The organism is Furfurilactobacillus siliginis (assembly GCF_001437435.1).
Classification (GTDB): Bacteria; Bacillota; Bacilli; order Lactobacillales; family Lactobacillaceae; genus Furfurilactobacillus; species Furfurilactobacillus siliginis.
On sequence record NZ_JQCB01000003.1, the window covers coordinates 35,512 to 54,171 of the forward strand.

An 18,660-nucleotide genomic window follows, 5' to 3' on the forward strand; every position below is an offset into this window, starting at 1 on the left:
GTGAACTGCACGACACAGTCCAGCGCTGCTGACGAATGCTTACCCGTTTAACTTAGGCGCTTATACATGCTATAATTTTCTTACCAAAAAAATTTACACACCAAAGGAGCACTACAACATGGAAGAGTCACCACTTGCCAAACCGGACACTAAACCTGGACCCAGTCCGTTATTTACACAGTCTGAATCACAGGTACTAACTGCTTTTGATAGTAATTTGGAAGACGGGTTAACCACCCAGGAGGCGGCCAAACGATTGGCCGAGAACGGGCCGAATGAGTTATCGGCGACCGTGACGCCCAAATGGGTTATCTTTTTACGCCAGTTTAACAACGTGATTATTTATATTTTGTTATTCGCGGCGGCGTTTACTTTGCTTATCCAACATTACTCCGATGCAGTTGTTATTGGGTTAGTGGTTATCATCAATGCATTTATTGGCTATTTTCAAGAAATAAATGCCAGCAATGCGTTAGACAAGATCAAATCGTTACTCTCAACAGAAGCGACGGTTATTCGTGGCGGAACACGGATTGATGTTTCTGCCACACAGCTTGTGGTGGGAGATGTTGTTTACCTTGAAGCGGGTGACAATGTACCGGCTGATATGCGAATTCTTGATGCCGATAATTTACGTATTCAAGAATCAGCGTTAACCGGTGAAGCTGATTCTGTCCTGAAGAACTTTGCGCCATTAACGGATTTAAAAACACCGTTAGCAGAACGGACAAACATGGCTTATGCCAGTACGGCTGTTACGAATGGGAGTGCCACTGGCCTTGTCGTGGCGACTGGACATGCAACTGAGTTAGGTCAAATTGCCGATGACGTGACCGATGTTAAACAGACGAAAACGCCTTTGATGCGAGAATTAGACGGTCTTGGCACGTGGGTCTCATACGTGATTATCGGTGTCGCCGTGGCACTCTTTGTGTTTGGTTGGATTCAACATTTATATGCGTTGCCAACACTAGCACTGGCAGTGATCACAATGGTTGTCGGTTCCTTGCCTGAAGGACTGCCGGCATCAACGTCGGTCATCTTGGCCATGGGTGTGAACAAAATGGCTGCTAATAATGCCATCGTAAAAACACTACCTTCTGTAGAAACGCTAGGGGCAGTTGATATTATTGCCACTGATAAAACAGGAACTTTGACTAAAAACGAAATGACCGCGCAAGATGTTTTCACCGACGACCATCAGTATCAGGTGAGTGGAACCGGGTATCAGCCTGAGGGTGTTATAACACAGGCGGGTGAACCGGTTGATGTTGCCGCTGATAAGACACTGGAATCCTTGCTGATTGCAGGTTTTGAAGCCAACGACACCATGTTGCAAGAAGAAGATGATCAGTGGGTGATCAATGGTGAACCCACTGATGGAGCCTTTTTAACCCTGTATCACAAAGGTTTAGGGATGGCTGAGCCGGACTTCACAGAGTTGGATCGAATTCCGTTTGATTCGGATTATCGCTACATTGCACGGTTGAGTGTTAACGCAGATGGGCGCCATGAAGTCTTTGTTAAAGGTGCGCCTGATAAACTTTATGAAATGGCGCAAGCAGCTGATCCAAGTTTCGATGTTGAAAAATGGAACAAAGTGATTGCCGGACTTACGCATGAAGGGAAGCGAGTCGTCGCTGTCGGCCATAAGTTAGTCGGAGACGATGTGAATGAAGTAACCCATGAGACGTTAAGAGATGGTGTTACGTTCCTTGGAATTGTTGGGATTATTGACCCACCACGCGAAGAAGTGATTGCGGCGCTTAAAGAAATGCGAACGGCCGGCGTGCAGGTTAAGATGATCACGGGTGATCACCCGGACACAGCTGCTGCGATTGGGCGGCAACTTGGGCTAGCTGATAACATTCATACAATCACCGGTGCGGAAATTGATGAAATGACCGATGAAGAATTGCGTGCGAATATTCATCGTTATGATGTATTTGCTCGGACAACACCAAGTAACAAACTGGCCATCATCAAAGCTTATCAGGAAAATGATAAGGTGACAGCGATGACTGGGGATGGTGTGAATGATGCGCCAGCCTTAAAACGTGCTGATATCGGTGTTGCCATGGGAATCAAGGGTACGGATGTCGCCAAAGATGCTGCAGATATGATCTTGGTGGATGATAACTTTACGACCATGACGAAGGCGATTCGTGAAGGACGTCGGCTCTATGACAACATTAAAAAGACGATTGCGTTCTTGCTGCCGACAAGTTTTGCGGAAGGTTTGATCGTTGCATTCAGTATTTTAATGCAACAAAAGCTGCCGTTAGTACCGACCCAACTGCTTTGGATCAACATGGTGTCGGCAGTGACGATTCAGTTTGCATTTATCTTTGAACCTGAGGAACAAGGCATTATGCAACGCCCACCGCGTAAGACTGGAGCGACGCTGTTTAATCGCCATGATGTGTTCCAAATGGCCTACGTGTCGGCATTAATTGCGGCAATGGGGCTATGGATCTTTGATTGGTTAACGGGAATGGGTGTGAGTCAGGTGATTGCTAGCACGGTGACGGTCAACGTCATCGTCTTGGGTAAGGTATTCTATCTGTTTAACATTCGGACCCCACATTTGGCATTTTCGAAGAGCTTTTGGACCAACCCCATGGCCTTCGTGGTAATCGGCTTGCTGATGGTGCTTCAATTGCTACAGGCTTACGTGCCATTTATGCAAGATGTCTTTAAGACCGGACCAATGAGCTGGCAACAATGGGTGATTGCTGCCGCAGCTGGGTTTGTCACGCTAGTTGTAACGGAAGCAGACAAGTTGATTCGGATGGCATTGCGCAAACGACGGATGCAAGTATCAACGATTAAATAAATAGAGAAGAGAGTGGGACAAAAGTCGGGAAGTCGTGAGCAAGATATAGAACGACCGTACGGATTGGTTTTCAATCCAGTAAGTTGTTTGTAGTTTTGTACAGTCACTTGACGTTTGGCGCACGTTTAAGTTATTTAAATTCAAAAAAACAATGAGTCTGCGAACATAATTCGTTATGTTCACAGACTCATTGTGATTTACGAGCTTAAATTGTAAAAAAAGCAATTTAGCAACTGATGTGTCACATCGCCTGCAGTATTAGCGCTCGTAGGGAATCATATCGAACACATCGGCGATTTTTTCTAGTTGTGCTTGGCCACTTGTCTTTGAGGTGAGGTCGGTTATGAATGATGCATCATCTGTGGTGACAAGTACGGTAAACGTCACCGCTGCACCATAATCAGTTTGTTCAACAGTGACGACACGGTCCGTTAGCCAATGTGTCAATGGTTCGGCCAGCGCATACGGTAATGTGATGGAAAAGCGTGTGAGTGCTTGGCGGACGACTAATTGGCCAGTGTTGACGACCTGTGTGGCGCTGGTGCCATATGCGCGAATGAGGCCACCACTACCGAGCTTAATACCACCGAAGTAACGTGTGACGACAATCAACACGTTGTGTAAGTGATTTTGCGTGATGACATTTAGAATTGGCGAGCCGGAGGTGCCTGCAGGTTCGCCCGCGTCACTTTGCCGCGTAATTTCATCGTTGTCGCCAAGGACGTAAGCAAATGGATGATGATTGGCACTTTTGTGTTCGATTGAGACGCTTTCTAAAAAATCGTTCGCAGCCTGTTCACTGCTGATGGGCGTTGCTTGAGCGAGGAAACGTGATTTTTTAATGATCTGTTCGCTTGTTATAGCGTCTGCTAACGATAAAAAAGGTATGGTCATAAAAACTCCTAAAATTAATTACGTGAAAAATGCGTATGTATTGAGTGATGAGGGGGGACTAAGAATGCTTAATGACTATTTATTTGGGCGTCAATTAACGCCGGCACAGTTGACTGACGAGATTGATTTGACAGACACACGGATTGTACAGCGGCCGGGTATGCTGCGTGATGGTGCAAAGATAATCTGTCAGCGGTGCCAAACCCATTATCGGCAGCGTGCAGTTCGAGTGCCTGCAGGTGGCTGGTATTGTCCAGCATGCATTGCATTAGGTCGTGTTACTAGCCGCGAAGCACTTTTCACAATTCCTGAGCCAAATGCGTTTTCCGAAACAAAGCAGCCACTAACTTGGACGGGGGAGTTGACGCGGTTGCAAGACCAATGTGCCGATGAAGTGGCAACTGTTTTTGCCGAAAAGCGGCGCCATTTATTATGGGCAGTAACAGGGGCAGGTAAAACTGAAATGTTGTTTAAAGGACTTGCCCAAGCACTTGCTGCCGGTCAAAGAATTGCGGTGGCATCACCACGAGTGGATGTTTGCATTGAGCTATTTCCGCGTCTACAACAAGCCTTTGCTGATACGTCCATGGTGTTGTTACATGGACAGCAAGATGAACCGTATCGCTATTGTCAGCTGACTGTCTGCACGACCCACCAACTGTTTCGATTTTACCACGCCTTTGATGTCTTAGTGGTTGATGAAGTTGACGCGTTTCCATTTGCACAGGATAAAACACTTCAGGTTGCTGTTAAACAGGCATTGAAACCACAAGCAGCCTGTCTATATTTAACGGCGACACCAGGAAAGCAACTGCTGCGACAGGTGAAACAACAGAAATTAACGGTGAGCTACTTACCGCTACGCTTTCATGGCCATTTATTGCCGATGATTAAAATAAAGCTGGCGTTTTCATGGCGACGTCAATTACAGCACAAACGGTTACCAATGCAAATACAACAGCAAATTAGCCATCGGTTGCGCATGAAGCAACGGTTCTTACTATTTGTCCCGCATGTGGCACAGCTTGATCAGGTTGCCGCTGCTTTAAAAAAGGTCGGCATTGCCGCGTTCGCAACAGTGCATGCAGCTGATCCGGAGCGATTACAAAAGGTCGCGGCAATGCGCAATGGCGACATTCAGTTTCTAGTGACCACAACGATTTTAGAACGTGGTGTTACTTTCTCCGGCATCGATGTGCTCGTTTTAGGCGCAGATGATCCGGTGTTTTCAAGCGCTGCATTGGTTCAAATTGCAGGTCGTGCTGGGCGAAGCCAGGAACGGCCAACTGGTCACGTCATTATGTGGGCAGCGCAGAAAACCCATATTTTGCAACAGGCACGGCGCCAAATTATCTTTTTGAACATGAAAGCGAGGCGACTGCCAGAGTGGCAATCTGTGGACGATGTCAAAAAGTAATATCACCTCAGTATTCACTGCGGCAGTTGTTAGCGTGGGGCAAGTTACCACGACCAGTTATGTGTGAGACTTGTCGCCAGCAGTTTACTAAAATTGAGTTGCAGACAGCCTGTGTTAGGTGTGGCCGTCAAGGAACAACACCACTGTGGACATGTGCGGACTGTGAGCGTTGGCAGAAGATGAAAGCAGTGTGTTCCATTTCTAACCAAGCGTTATATCAGTATGATGCGACGATGAAAGCATTCATGCAGCAGTATAAGTTTATGGGTGATCTACGTTTGGCAGGCAGTTTTCAAACCGAACTAGGCCAAGTCATTAAGCAACGGGAAATTGATTCGGTAGTCGTCATGCCGGTATCGGAGCACACATTTGCCAAACGAGGTTTTAATCAAGCTGAAGGCTTATTACCGCCTGAAATCGTACAGTGTCGTGCTTTACAAGTTATCGGTACCGAAAAGGTTCAACAGTCGACCCAGCGGCGAGCACAACGAATGAATCGTGAGCAGCCGTTTCAAACAGTCAACACCGCTGAGATAAAGCAGCAATTACAGCATAAGCGACTTTTAATTTTCGATGATGTTTACACAACGGGGCGGACGATGCACTTTGCAGCCCAAGCGCTGCAAGTCTTTGAGCCGATTTCTCTGGTAGGGTTTACATTAGCTAGGTAATGCGTTTTTTAGAGGTAGATTGATTGAGTGTTGCCGAGTGGTTGGGTATAATGAAGTTACGGATGGAGGTAGAGTGGTCCTAACTTCATCGGATCATGATTGCTCAATCGGCAATTATGAAACCACGACGCGGTAACGCGCCTAAGCTTGCACACAGTGTGGGCTTAGTTCGGAAGGGAGCGAAGTTTTATGTTAGATGTACAAACTCGTGGAGAAAACATCGCAGTAACTGATGCACTCAGAGACTATGTGGAAAAGAAGGTCACTAAGCTTGAACGGTACTTGGAACCTAATGTCAGTGCTGTCGCCCACGCCAACTTACGGGTCTACCCAGATAAGACGGCGAAAGCGGAAGTAACGATTCCACTACCATACTTAACGCTACGGGCAGAAGAAACATCTGGTGACCTGTACAAGAGTATCGATACGATGTCGGATCGTTTGGAACGTCAGATTCGCAAGTACAAGACTAAGGTTAACCGCAAGTCTCGTGAGAAGGGTTATAAGGGCTTAGACTTCCGCCCAGACGAAGAAGCAACGAGCGAACAACCAGAAGCACGGTTTGATGTTGTTCGGACCAAGAGCTTGCAGTTAAAGCCAATGGATAATGAAGAGGCCATTTTGCAAATGGATTTGTTGGGACATGATTTCTTCATTTACCAAGACGCTGAAACAAACGATGTGAATATCGTTTACCGTCGGAATGACGGGCGTTATGGTTTATTACAAGCTGACGCCAACGACTAACCATTAAATTAATAATCAGCAGGTGCCTGTGGACATAAGTAATTATGTCTGCGGGCACCTTTTTGATTAGTCGATTATTATCGTTCCGTTAAATCACCGTGGTTTTAAGCCGTGCGTGTTTTCAAAAACACCTGTAAATGCTAAAATGTTAGTTTGATAGACTGCGTTATTTGTAACGAAAATGCGCTCAGGAAGGAAACAGTTACAATATGCCAAATGTATTACGAAACTGGGTTGAATCCGATGCCCGTAAAGTACGGCGCATGAGTCACACCGTTGATCAGGTGGAGGCTTTTAAAGATGAACTTGAAAAATTAACTGATGAAGAATTACAGGCTAAAACGCCTGCATTAAAAGAACGTTATCAACAAGGCGAAACGCTGGATGAATTATTACCAGAAGCGTTTGCCGTTGCTCGTGAAGGTGCGCGGCGGGTACTTGGTTTATTCCCATTCCGTGTTCAAATCATGGGGGGAATTGTCTTACACCATGGGGACATCGCCGAGATGAAAACTGGTGAAGGGAAAACGTTGACTGCTACGATGCCAGTGTACCTAAACGCCTTAGCCGGCGAAGGGGTGCATGTTATCACGGTTAACGAATACTTGTCCGCCCGGGATGCTACAGAAATGGGTGAATTGTATAACTGGCTAGGTTTATCCGTTGGAATCAACGGTGCTGAAAAGTCTGCCGAAGAAAAGCGGGCCGCTTATGATGCTGACATTACCTATTCAACCAATGGTGAAATTGGGTTTGACTACCTGCGTGACAACATGGTCGTTTACAAAGAAGACCAGGTACAACGTGGTTTAGCCTTTGCTATCATTGATGAAGTGGATTCTATTTTAATTGATGAATCACGGACGCCATTGATTATTTCCGGTGGTGCAACTAGTAACAGTAACCTTTATGAACGGGCAGACCGCTTCGCCAAGACGTTACGTGAAAAGAGTGACTTTAAGGTCGACCTTGAATCCAAAACGGTTTCGTTAACGGATGAGGGAAACCGTAAAGCTGAAGAATACTTTGGCTTAGAAAACCTGTATGATACTGAAAATACAGCCTTAACGCATCATATAGACCAAGCTTTACGTGCCAATTACATCATGTTTAACAACAAGGATTACGTTGTTCAGGATGGCGAAGTTCAAATCGTTGATTCATTTACGGGACGAATCATGGAAGGCCGTCGGTTCTCCGATGGTTTGCACCAGGCGCTTGAAGCCAAGGAACATGTGGAAGTTCAAGATGAGACCAAGACAATGGCCAACATCACCTACCAAAACTTGTTCCGGATGTACAAAAAGCTTTCTGGGATGACCGGGACCGCTAAAACGGAACAAGAAGAATTTCGTGAAATCTATAATATGGAAGTTATCACCATTCCAACGAACCGGCCAGTTCAGCGAAAAGATGAACCAGACCTGTTATATCCAAGCTTGAAGAGTAAATTTAACGCGGTTGTTCGTGAAATTCAGACGTTGCACGAAAAAGGCCAGCCAATGCTAATCGGTACGGTGGCTGTGGAAACGTCAGAGTATCTTTCGCATCAATTGGATTCCTTGCACATCCCACATAGTGTGTTAAATGCGAAGAACCATGCGCGTGAAGCGGAAATTATCATGAATGCTGGTCAAAAAGGTGCCGTTACCATCGCGACCAACATGGCCGGACGGGGAACTGATATCAAGCTTGGACCTGGCGTTAAGGAAATCGGTGGTCTAGCAGTTATCGGGACTGAACGTCATGAATCGCGGCGGATTGATAATCAACTGCGGGGACGTTCTGGCCGGCAAGGTGATCCTGGTTTTTCACAGTTTTACCTATCACTTGAAGATGATTTGATGCTGCGTTTTGGTTCTGATCGTGTTAAAGCGATTCTGCAACGCATGAACGTTGACGATGATGATGCTGTCATCAAGAGCGGCTTGATTACGCGCCAAGTTGAATCTGCGCAAAAGCGGGTTGAAGGTAACAACTATGATTCACGTAAAAACGTGTTGCAATATGATGATGTAATGCGTGAACAACGTGGTGTTATCTACAAGCAACGGCAACTGGTGATCACTGAAAATGATGACTTGAAGTGGGTTATCATGCCGATGATTGAACGGACAGTGAATCGGATTGTTGATATGCACACGAATGGTGACAAAAAGAAGTGGGAATTAGATAAGATCGTCGACTTTGCTGGATCGGCAATGGTCAATGATGATGAAATTTCTACAGAAACGTTATCTGGCAAATCAGCAGCTGAAATCAAGACGTATTTGATGGAACAAGCTGAGCGCGTGTATGAGGATAAACAAAAGCAACTGTATGATCCAAGTCAGATGCTGGAGTTCGAAAAGGTTGTTATCCTACGTTGTGTCGATTCTCACTGGACGGACCACATTGATACGCTGGACCAATTACGCCAATCCATTCAGTTACGTGGTTATGGTCAATTGAATCCGTTGATTGAATACCAAAGTAACGCCTTTACGATGTTTGAAGAAATGATCTTCGATATTGAATACGACGCCACGCGATTATTCATGAAGAGTGAAATCAGACAAAATATGGAAAGATAGTAGAGAGTGAGACAACCCGTTTAAGACCCGAGCAATTGCAAAGACGGTGGTTGTGGGCGCTTTTGGCCCATAACCGGCGGCTAGGCAATGCACAGGGTCTTGGGTTGTCGAACTCGTTTTAATCAGAGTTGTAATGAAACCCATCTAAAACAAAGATTCAGGGTTACCGCTCATGGTTTCAAAATCTAAACAGATACGAACAAAAAGGGTCTGGTGACATTCATGTCCCAGACCCTTTACTTTATGAATTCAAATAGCTAAAACGTGGATAAAAATTCAATAAAATAGAAGGAGTGACGCACATGGAACTAGCAGAAGCGAAGCAACATTTAGCCAGTATGCAACAACAAATCACGAACTTTAGGGGGTCACTTTGACCTTGATGCCTTGAACCAAAGCATCGCAGAAAATGAGTCACAAATGGCAGATCCAGATTTTTGGAATGATAATGTCGCTGCGCAAAAGGTGATTGATGAAAACAATGGACTAAAGGCCAAGCACGATACATTTGTGGAATTAGCTGATACCGTCGATAATTTGGCGGTCACCATTGAACTGTTGGAGGAAGATGCTGATCCTGAAATGATGGAACAGTTGGATGATGAAATTAACACGGCCGAGCAGCAATTACGCGCATATCGATTAACACAATTGCTGGATGAACCATATGATGCCAATAACGCCATTTTGGAAATTCATCCAGGTGCAGGTGGTACCGAATCTCAAGATTGGGGTCAAAATCTATTTCGCATGTATACGCGATGGGCGGAGCAACACCACTTTACCGTTGAGGTTGTTGACTACCAAGGCGGGGATGTCGCCGGCTTAAATAGTGCGACGCTGTGGATTTCAGGAACGAATGCGTTTGGTTACCTTCGAAGTGAAAAGGGTGTGCATCGTTTTGTCCGGATTTCACCTTTCGATTCCGCGGGTCGCCGACATACATCGTTTGTCAGCGTGGATGTCATGCCAGAATTAGATGATTCAGTTAATGTTGATTTAAATCCGGATGACATCAAGATGGAAGTGTTCCGTTCTAGTGGCGCCGGTGGACAACATATCAATAAAACGTCTTCAGCGGTGCGATTGATCCATTTACCAACGGGCATTGTTGTTTCATCGCAAGCACAACGGTCGCAATTTCAAAACAAGGCGACGGCAATGTCGATGTTAAAGGCGAAATTGTATGAACGTGAAGAGCAAAAGAAGGCCGAGGAAAAAGCAAAGCTGGAAGGTGTTCAAATGGAAATTGGTTGGGGCTCACAGATTCGATCATACGTGTTCCAACCATATACAATGGTTAAAGATCATCGGACAAACTTTGAAAGTGGGAATGCCCAGGCTGTTCTTGATGGTGATTTGGATCCGTTCATTGATGCTTACTTGCAATGGAATTTGAAACAAAAAAATCCAGATTAATTATGATCTGGACAGACAAGTTAAGGAGTTTGGGACAAAAGTCAGCTTGTCCCAGGCTCCTTTTTGATTTACGAGTATAAATAGTGAAAAACGTGGAACAAAAGTCAAGCCGCTGCGCAGGCTACGAACTACCTACCGGATTGAAGACCAATCCGTACGGTCGCTCTAGGCCTTGCTCACGACTTCCCGACTTTTGTTCCACTCTCTTTTTTTGAATTTCATTTTACCTAAGCTGACAGCTGGGTGTGCTATACTGCAGCTAATATTAAACGGGAATTGGAGGCGTCCATGAAGCAAATTTTAGTTGTCGATGATGAGCCAAGTATCGTAACGTTGCTCCAGTATAATTTGGAACAAGCGGGTTATGGCGTTGATGTTGCCACAGATGGGATGACTGCCTTGGCAAAGATACAGGAGACTGACTATTTTTGTGTCTTGTTGGATTTGATGTTGCCAAAGTTAGATGGATTAGAGGTTACTAAGCAGGTGCGGCAATTTGGTAACCAGGTGCCAATCATTATCGTGACAGCGAAAGGTGCGGAATTTGACCGCGTGTTTGGATTAGAGATTGGTGCCGATGATTATGTGACGAAGCCCTTTTCACCGCGCGAAATTTTGGCGCGAATTAAGGCAGTCACTAGGCGGCAGGAGGATGTGTCTGCAGTTGCTTCAAAGGATAGCGTGCGAATTGGTGACCTCGAAGTCAACGAAAGTAGTCATTTGGTACGGCGAGCAGGTGAAGCCTTGACGTTAACGCCACGTGAATTTGAACTGTTGCAATACTTCATTCACCGGCAAGGTCGTGTGTTAGATCGGGCAACAGTCCTTGCCGGCGTTTGGGGATATGATTATGCCGGTGATACGCGAATGGTTGATATGCATGTCAGTCACTTGCGCGAAAAAATTGAGCCAGATCCAAAGCATCCCCAATATCTACACACCGTACGTGGCTTTGGCTATCGATTTGGAGATGCATAAGGATGCAAACATTACGACATCGATTATTAGGCATTGCGACCATCATCAATGCAGCTGTGTTGCTGTTTATTTTAGTGGTTTGGCAACGACCAGATGGGATCGTTTCTGAAGGTTTAGTTGCCTTGGTCGTGCTACTTGCGACGATTATTGAAGGCAGCATTATTTGGTGGCTAATTACTAAACAAGAAGCGGTGGTCAACGACCTGACCCTGCAGGTGCAACGGCTAGGATCGCCGCAAACGACGCAGCCAATTCTACTGCCGGCCGACCATGCCTATGCCGATTTGGCCCATGCAATCAATCTGGCTGCCGACGAGTTGCGACATCAAAGTCATGTGTTTGAACGACAAAAAAGTGAATTGGACAGTTTACTGGAATATTTACCCGTTGGCGTGATGTTAATTGATCGCAATCGACAAACACAACTATTGAATCCAATGGCAGCACAGCTATTGGAAATTAATGTTGGCACGATTCCACATCCTTACACTGCGGATGTCCGCCATTATGATTTGATGCAACAGGTTGAGCAAACGCTAAAGACCCAAAAACGCCAGCGGCAGACATTAACGTTGAAGTTGCCAACGGCGGATCGAACGTTAGAGGTCTCGACGATTTATAATGAGCCGCGATCGCATCATGCACAAGTTTTGGTTTTGCTGTACGACCTAACTGAAGTCACACAGATCGAACAGATGCAGTTGGACTTTGTCGCCAATGCATCGCATGAGTTGAAAACACCATTGACGGCAATCATTGGTTTTACGGAAACGCTGCAGGCCGGTGCGAAGGAGGATGCCGCTAAACGCGATGAATTTTTACAAATCATCGATGATCAAGCCCACGAATTGATGGACTTAGTGGAAGATGTGCTTTCTGTCTCACGAATTCAAAGTCCACGCCGTCAGTCTACACCGCTGACGACTGTCACGATTGCAGACGTGATTAATGATCAACTAAAACTCCAAGCACAATCGATTGAACGTCGGCAACTGCACGTGCAAAATAATGTTGCAACTGACTTTAACGTACATGGTGACTTGGTAAAATTAACGCAGATTATCAAGAATTTATTATCGAATGCGATTAAGTACAATCACACTGGTGGTGAAATCACGTTTTCACTGACGACGACTGCGACAGATTGGCAACTAGCGGTTACGGATACTGGTTACGGGATGACAACTGCACAGCAGGAACGTGTTTTTGAACGTTTTTATCGAGCAGACTTATCCCGGACAAAGCAACGGATTCCTGGGACTGGCCTTGGCTTGGCCATCGTTCAGGAGTTAACCACTGTTCTTGGCGGGCATGTACAAATTATGAGTCAAGTAGATGCTGGAACGACCATGTTAGTCTCATTTCCAATCAAGTAAACGTGTGCTCGCATGAGTTAAATTTACAAGCAAAATAACGAAGTCCGGGAACATAAATGCGCTCGGTCCTGTCAATTTGATGGGGCCGAGCGCATTTGTGTTTCCAGATTTTTTTGTGGGTTCACAAATTCAACTTGTCAGAGGGCGTTGTTCGTAGTTGCTCAGATTGAAGACTAACAGGCGTAGTTGGGTCTGGTGTAGTTTTATTGTGTACGCTGTTTTCACTTCTTTACACAACCTTTACATAGCGACCACATGTGCTTTACATCGACCGACTACACTATAAAGTGAGCGAAAGGTGAAGGAGGAGCGAGATGAGAAAGCGACGCATTGGGGCAATGATTGGTGTCATTTTAGTCATCGGTGGCCTGTTAGGCATCGGGTATCAAACCCGGGCTAAATCAGCTACGGGTGGCTCGATTACGGCGGTTGGTTCGACGGCACTGCAGCCGTTAGTAGAAGCTGCAGGTGAGCAATACAGTGGTGAAAAGCTTGGTGTCTTTATCAATGTCCAAGGTGGCGGTTCAGGGACTGGTCTTAGCCAGATTCAAGAAGGTGCCGTGGCCATCGGTAATTCGGATGTGTTTGCCGAAGAACAGGCTGGCTTGAAACCGAGTAACTTGGTTGATCACCGAGTGGCTGTGGTGGGAATCGTGCCCATCATTAACAAAGAAACGGGTGTCACCAATTTAAGCACAGCAGACTTACAAAAAGTTTTTGACGGTACCTATACAAACTGGCAGCAAGTCGGTGGTAAAAATGTGCCAATCACAATCGTTAACCGTGCGCAAGGCTCTGGTACGCGAGCAACCTTTGAACGCTGGGCATTAGGTGGCCATAAAGCGAAGACGGCCCAAGAACAGGATTCATCAGGGATGGTACGCTCTTTAGTAAGTACCACACCAGGTGCCATCAGTTATGTTGCTTTTTCATACGTTAACAAATCAGTACAAGCACTTTCATTGAATCATGTGACACCAACGAATGAAAACGTGGAACAGAATCGTTGGCGGGTCTGGTCTTATGAACATATGTATACGAAGGGGCAGCCAACTGGTGTGACGAAGGATTTTCTGGCGTACATCATGTCACCTAAAATTCAGGCAACATTAGTACATCAGTTAGGCTATATCCGCATCGACCAGATGCAAGTTGATCGTAGTGTGGATGGACATATTACGCCGCAGACACAGCGCTAAAAGGGGATGACCTTGTGGACAAAATCAAAACGCAATTACAGCAAACATCACAAGCAACACATAGCGAACGACGCGGCCGGTTAATTAGCTTATCAGCATTGAGTTTAATCGTGCTCGTCGTAATCGCCATTTTCTGGTTTGTTGCAACAAAAGGATTAGCAACATTTTTTGAAAATCATGTCGATTTTTGGTCATTTTTATCGGGTAAAACTTGGGATCCAGGTGTTAAAAATGCCAGTGGTCAACCCTTATTCGGTGCACTTCCAATGATTGTCGGATCATTTCTGATTACGGTTTTGGCTGCACTGGTCGCAACCCCATTTGCCATTGGAACTGCAGTATTCATGAATGAAATTGAACCGCGGCACGGAGCTAAAATTATTCAGCCAGTGACGGAACTACTGGTGGGGATTCCGTCGGTAGTCTATGGATTTATCGGGCTGTCAGTGGTGGTGCCGCTAGTCCGTAATACCTTTGGTGGTAGTGGCTTTGGGATTTTATCAGGAACCGTTGTCCTATTCATTATGATTTTACCAACCGTTACCTCCATGACCGCTGATGCTTTAAAATCGGTACCACGTTATTATCGTGAGGCTTCGCTGGCTTTGGGTGCGACCCGTTGGCAAACAATTTACAAAGTGGTATTACGTGCTGCCACGCCAGGAATTTTAACGGCCGTTGTCTTCGGGATGGCGCGAGCATTCGGTGAAGCGTTGGCCGTTCAGATGGTAGTGGGAAATGCGGCATTATTACCACAAAACCTTGTTTCACCGTCATCAACGTTAACATCAGTGCTGACACAGGGAATTGGGAACACTGTCATGGGCAGTTTACAAAACAATGCATTATGGTCGTTGGCACTTGTATTACTGGTTATGTCACTTGTCTTTAACTTAGTAATTCGGTTGATTGGTCGGAAGGGAGCGCTACGCTAATGAAAGCAAAAACAGCAGATAAAATTGCGACAGCAGTCTTCTATGCAGTTGCAGGATTGGTTGTGCTCATTCTAGCGTTCCTACTTGGATACATTCTGCTAGCGGGTCTGCCGAAATTATCTTGGCACTTTTTAGCGGCACCGGCACAGGCCTTTTCCGCTGGCGGTGGGATCGGTATTCAACTATTCAACTCGTTTTACTTATTGGTCTTGGCAATGCTAATCTCGTTTCCAATTGCTTTGGGGGCGGGAATCTATCTTAATGAATATGCGAAACAAAATTGGATCACGAATGTTGTTCGTACGGCGATTGAAATTTTAAGCTCATTACCATCAGTAGTTGTTGGCTTGTTTGGCTTTCTACTGTTTGTGGTGCAGTTCAAACTCGGCTTTTCCATCTTGTCTGGTGCATTGGCATTAACCTTTTTCAATCTGCCATTGTTGACGCGCAGTGTGGAAACGTCATTGGCGTCCATTCCAAATTTGCAGCGTGAAGCAGGGCTAGCTTTAGGGCTTTCACGATGGGAAACAGTCACTAAAGTTATCTTGCCAGCAGCGGTGCCCAGCATTCTAACAGGGGTGATTCTCAGTGCTGGACGGGTGTTCGGTGAAGCCGCCGCTTTGATTTACACATCCGGTCAATCTGCACCGGCGTTAAACTTTGCAGACTGGAATCCTTTTAATATCGCCAGTCCACTAAATCCGTTACGGCCTGCTGAAACATTAGCGGTTCATATCTGGAAGATTAACTCAGAAGGCATCATGCCAGATGCGAGCGCAGTTTCGGCTGGCGCATCTGCTGTGTTAGTAATTGCGGTGCTACTGTTTAACTTTTTGGCACGCTGGCTGGGTAATCGGTTATACAAACGCCTGACGGCAAATGATTAGGGGGAACCAACATGGCTGATTTACAAACAACGGCGCCTGAACGAAATATTTTGACTTTTAGTGAACCTGAACATGAACTAGCACTGGCAACAAAGGATTTGCATGTCTACTACGGTGAAAACGAAGCGTTGCGTGAAGCTGATTTACAATTTGAACGCTATAAAATTACCGCGTTGATTGGCGCGTCAGGTTCTGGTAAATCCACCTTTTTACGCTCGTTAAATCGAATGAACGACGGGGTGGCACGTGTTACAGGCAACATTATGTATCGTGATTTGGACATTAATAGTAATCAAATCGATGTGTATGAAATGCGGCGGCATATTGGGATGGTATTTCAACGACCAAATCCGTTTGCTAAGTCAATTTATGACAACATCACCTTTGCACTACGACAACGTGGTGTACATGATAAACAAGAACTAGATGAAATTGTCGAGACGTCACTACGGCAAGCGGCAATGTGGGATCAAGTGAAAGATGAGCTGCATAAGAGTGCCCTTGCATTATCGGGTGGGCAACAGCAACGGTTATGTATTGCCCGTGCGATTGCGGTTAAACCAGATATTCTGTTACTAGATGAACCAGCTAGTGCGTTAGACCCAGTTGCAACTGCACAAATTGAAGACACATTGTTGAAGTTAAAAGAAAACTATACGATCATCATCGTGACCCATAATATGCAACAGGCAGCGCGCGTTAGTGATTATACGGCATTCTTCCACTTAGGGCGCGTACTAGAATATGATGAAGCACGGAAGATTTTCACGCGGCCAAAAGTGACAATCACGAATGACTACATTTCCGGTAACTTTGGGTAAAAAGAGGTGGTAGGCCATGACCGAACCAATCATTACGACTGATAATCTGCACTTGTTTTACGGAAAAAAAGAGGCGTTGAAAGGAATTGACTTATCTTTTCAAGAACGTGGTATTACAGCCCTAATTGGCCCCTCTGGGTGTGGTAAATCAACATACTTACGCTGCCTTAACCGCATGAATGATTTAATTGATGACGTGACCATCACGGGGAATGTCATGTTTCGTGACCAGAACATTTACGCACCCGACACGGATGTCGTGGCATTGCGTAAAGAAGTGGGGATGGTCTTCCAACAGCCAAATCCATTTCCGTTTTCAATTTATGAAAATGTGATTTATGGGTTACGTCTAGCTGGCGTGAAGGACAAACAAAAACTGGATGAAGCAGTTGAACGAAGCCTTCGTCAGGCCGCTGTGTGGGACGAAGTTAAAGATGATTTGCAAAAAAATGCTTTGGAGCTTTCTGGTGGGCAGCAACAACGGGTTTGTATCGCGAGAGTGCTTGCGGTATCACCAAGCGTGCTGTTGCTAGATGAACCGACTAGTGCGTTGGATCCTGTTTCCAGTCATGTGATTGAAGAAACGTTACTGCAATTGCGTTACGACTACACCATCATCACGGTCACACATAATTTACAACAAGCGTCACGAATTGCAGACCGAACAGCCTTTTTCTTGCAAGGTGAGTTGATTGAAACAAATGATACAAAGAAAATCTTTATGGCGCCAGAGAAACAAGAAACACAAGATTACATTTCCGGTCGGTTTGGCTAACCTGCAAGCAAATTTAGGAGGACACACATATGCGACGGTTATTTGATGATGAACTAAATGATTTAAATACGAATTTTACAGAAATGGGCATGCTAGTTGCCAAGGCAATCGGAACCGCAGTGACCAGTTTTGTTGATCACGACCGTGAAGTTGCTCAATCCGTGATTGATGGTGATCGATTAATTAATGATCGCGAAGTTGCTTTAGAGAAAAAAACGTTTGAAATGATTGCGTTGTATCAACCAGTGACGACGGATCTACGCGAAATTGTAACGATTTTAAAAGCAGTTTCTGACCTTGAGCGAATGGGCGATTATGCACGGAACCTAGCCCAACAAACAATTCAAGTGAAGGGTAATAAACGAGTAGATGACATTGAACAGCAATTATCGGAGATGGGTAATATTGTTCAACAAATGGTTGCCGATGTGCTGGCCGCTTATGTAAAAGGTGATGCCGAGCAAGCAAAGAAAATCGCGCAGGTAGATGTTCGTGCAAATGATTACTACCAGTTGATTTATCGGCAAAGCATCGACCAAATGCGGCAGGATCCAGAAGTCGTCGTCGGTAGCACTGGCTACATGGTTGCAGCACAGTGTTTAAAACGGATTGGCGATTACGTAACCAACATTTGCGAATGGATCGTGTACTTACAAAGTGGCAAGATTGTGGACTTAAATCCGCTAAACACTAACGAGCACGCTAACTAGCCAGTGCTGTGTCCCCCAGCGCCAGGTCATTAGCAAGTTCGCTTCGCTCACCGTCGACCAGATGTAGTGCCTTACCGCTTCGGCTTCGCGCAATCCTTGCGCATCCTTCGCTAACGGCACGACATCTGGTCTCTGTTGCTAATAACCTGGCGCTGGGGGAGTGCCTTTGCCCGCTTTGCGGCCAAAGACACAAGTGCAGTGAACGTCGAAGTAAACTCGCCGCCACTGTGACTGCCATGGTCAACGTTCACTCTAAGTAATAGTTAACTGCAAACTCAAACAGCCGTCGTTTCAGTTCACACTAGTAAGTGTGCTGAAACGGCGGCTGTTTGAGTTTAGTGTGTCCTTTTACTTTAGCACTGAGGTTGTGCCGCTCGCAAAGCGAGCGACACTCTCCGTCAAAACAGGGTAACAGTGACGGC

General features: G+C 45.7%; 15 protein-coding genes. 14 read left to right on the forward strand and 1 reads right to left on the reverse strand.

The window, feature by feature from the left end; translation table 11 throughout:
• Window positions 1-118: 118 nt before the first annotated feature.
• Window positions 119-2,836, forward strand: coding sequence for an HAD-IC family P-type ATPase (locus tag IV55_RS02850; RefSeq protein ID WP_057809170.1), 2,718 nt, complete (start codon window positions 119-121; stop codon window positions 2,834-2,836).
• A gap of 258 nt (window positions 2,837-3,094) precedes the next feature.
• Here the strand turns inward: IV55_RS02850 and IV55_RS02855 are convergent, their stop codons facing one another.
• Window positions 3,095-3,730, reverse strand: a complete 636-nt coding sequence (locus IV55_RS02855; protein WP_057809172.1) for a YigZ family protein — start codon at window positions 3,728-3,730, stop codon at window positions 3,095-3,097.
• Between the two features lie 64 nt (window positions 3,731-3,794).
• Between IV55_RS02855 and IV55_RS02860 the strand changes: the two genes are divergently transcribed.
• The 13 genes from IV55_RS02860 (at window position 3,795) to phoU (ending at window position 18,238) form a co-directional block, all read left to right on the forward strand.
• A complete protein-coding gene (locus IV55_RS02860) occupies window positions 3,795-5,147 on the forward strand; it encodes an ATP-dependent helicase ComFA (protein WP_057809173.1) in 1,353 nt (450 codons plus the stop codon).
• A gap of 179 nt (window positions 5,148-5,326) precedes the next feature.
• Window positions 5,327-5,818 (forward strand): ComF family protein, encoded by a 492-nt coding sequence (locus IV55_RS02865; RefSeq protein ID WP_057809175.1) that lies wholly within the window; start codon window positions 5,327-5,329, stop codon window positions 5,816-5,818.
• Between the two features lie 189 nt (window positions 5,819-6,007).
• Entirely contained in the window at window positions 6,008-6,565 is a 558-nt protein-coding gene (hpf, locus tag IV55_RS02870; protein ID WP_057809177.1) for a ribosome hibernation-promoting factor, HPF/YfiA family, read from the forward strand.
• A 209-nt stretch (window positions 6,566-6,774) separates the two neighbouring features.
• Window positions 6,775-9,138 (forward strand): preprotein translocase subunit SecA, encoded by a 2,364-nt coding sequence (secA, locus tag IV55_RS02875; RefSeq protein ID WP_057809179.1) that lies wholly within the window; start codon window positions 6,775-6,777, stop codon window positions 9,136-9,138.
• 302 nt (window positions 9,139-9,440) lie between these two features.
• Window positions 9,441-10,557, forward strand: a protein-coding gene (prfB, locus tag IV55_RS02880; RefSeq protein ID WP_146993631.1) for a peptide chain release factor 2 whose coding sequence is annotated in 2 segments (ribosomal slippage) — window positions 9,441-9,512 and window positions 9,514-10,557 — 1,116 coding nt in all. Because the reading frame shifts where the segments join, the coding sequence is not laid out codon by codon here.
• 288 nt (window positions 10,558-10,845) lie between these two features.
• The gene (locus IV55_RS02885) at window positions 10,846-11,535 is read left to right on the forward strand and encodes a response regulator transcription factor (protein WP_057809183.1); all 690 of its coding nucleotides are present in this window, start codon (window positions 10,846-10,848) and stop codon (window positions 11,533-11,535) included.
• A 2-nt stretch (window positions 11,536-11,537) separates the two neighbouring features.
• On the forward strand, window positions 11,538-12,911 hold the full coding sequence (locus IV55_RS02890) for a sensor histidine kinase (RefSeq protein WP_057809185.1): 1,374 nt from the start codon (window positions 11,538-11,540) through the stop codon (window positions 12,909-12,911).
• A gap of 314 nt (window positions 12,912-13,225) precedes the next feature.
• Window positions 13,226-14,110, forward strand: a complete 885-nt coding sequence (locus IV55_RS02895; protein ID WP_057809187.1) for a phosphate ABC transporter substrate-binding protein PstS family protein — start codon at window positions 13,226-13,228, stop codon at window positions 14,108-14,110.
• 14 nt (window positions 14,111-14,124) lie between these two features.
• Window positions 14,125-15,045: a phosphate ABC transporter permease subunit PstC gene (gene pstC, locus IV55_RS02900; RefSeq protein ID WP_057809189.1), complete on the forward strand. Its 921-nt coding sequence runs from the start codon at window positions 14,125-14,127 to the stop codon at window positions 15,043-15,045.
• A complete protein-coding gene (gene pstA, locus IV55_RS02905) occupies window positions 15,045-15,932 on the forward strand; it encodes a phosphate ABC transporter permease PstA (protein ID WP_057809191.1) in 888 nt (295 codons plus the stop codon). The genes pstC and pstA overlap by 1 nt, the downstream gene beginning before the upstream one ends.
• An 11-nt stretch (window positions 15,933-15,943) precedes the next feature.
• Window positions 15,944-16,753 (forward strand): phosphate ABC transporter ATP-binding protein PstB, encoded by an 810-nt coding sequence (pstB, locus tag IV55_RS02910; RefSeq protein ID WP_057809193.1) that lies wholly within the window; start codon window positions 15,944-15,946, stop codon window positions 16,751-16,753.
• A gap of 16 nt (window positions 16,754-16,769) precedes the next feature.
• The gene (gene pstB, locus IV55_RS02915; protein ID WP_057809196.1) at window positions 16,770-17,528 is read left to right on the forward strand and encodes a phosphate ABC transporter ATP-binding protein PstB; all 759 of its coding nucleotides are present in this window, start codon (window positions 16,770-16,772) and stop codon (window positions 17,526-17,528) included.
• A 29-nt stretch (window positions 17,529-17,557) separates the two neighbouring features.
• Complete coding sequence (phoU, locus tag IV55_RS02920) at window positions 17,558-18,238, forward strand: phosphate signaling complex protein PhoU (RefSeq protein WP_057809198.1); 681 nt, start codon at window positions 17,558-17,560, stop codon at window positions 18,236-18,238.
• The last annotated feature ends 422 nt before the right edge of the window (window positions 18,239-18,660 follow it).

What these genes read in the sequence shown, in the direction of transcription:
- IV55_RS02855 (WP_057809172.1), bottom strand. Translation starts at nt 3,730, where the DNA reads ATGACCATACCTTTTTTATCGTTAGCAGACGCTATAACAAGCGAACAG.
- IV55_RS02890 (WP_057809185.1), top strand. Translation starts at nt 11,538, where the DNA reads ATGCAAACATTACGACATCGATTATTAGGCATTGCGACCATCATCAAT.
- IV55_RS02885 (WP_057809183.1), top strand. Translation starts at nt 10,846, where the DNA reads ATGAAGCAAATTTTAGTTGTCGATGATGAGCCAAGTATCGTAACGTTG.
- pstB (WP_057809193.1), top strand. Translation starts at nt 15,944, where the DNA reads ATGGCTGATTTACAAACAACGGCGCCTGAACGAAATATTTTGACTTTT.
- hpf (WP_057809177.1), top strand. Translation starts at nt 6,008, where the DNA reads ATGTTAGATGTACAAACTCGTGGAGAAAACATCGCAGTAACTGATGCA.
- IV55_RS02865 (WP_057809175.1), top strand. Translation starts at nt 5,327, where the DNA reads ATGAAAGCAGTGTGTTCCATTTCTAACCAAGCGTTATATCAGTATGAT.
- pstA (WP_057809191.1), top strand. Translation starts at nt 15,045, where the DNA reads ATGAAAGCAAAAACAGCAGATAAAATTGCGACAGCAGTCTTCTATGCA.
- secA (WP_057809179.1), top strand. Translation starts at nt 6,775, where the DNA reads ATGCCAAATGTATTACGAAACTGGGTTGAATCCGATGCCCGTAAAGTA.
- phoU (WP_057809198.1), top strand. Translation starts at nt 17,558, where the DNA reads ATGCGACGGTTATTTGATGATGAACTAAATGATTTAAATACGAATTTT.
- IV55_RS02895 (WP_057809187.1), top strand. Translation starts at nt 13,226, where the DNA reads ATGAGAAAGCGACGCATTGGGGCAATGATTGGTGTCATTTTAGTCATC.
- pstB (WP_057809196.1), top strand. Translation starts at nt 16,770, where the DNA reads ATGACCGAACCAATCATTACGACTGATAATCTGCACTTGTTTTACGGA.
- IV55_RS02860 (WP_057809173.1), top strand. Translation starts at nt 3,795, where the DNA reads ATGCTTAATGACTATTTATTTGGGCGTCAATTAACGCCGGCACAGTTG.
- IV55_RS02850 (WP_057809170.1), top strand. Translation starts at nt 119, where the DNA reads ATGGAAGAGTCACCACTTGCCAAACCGGACACTAAACCTGGACCCAGT.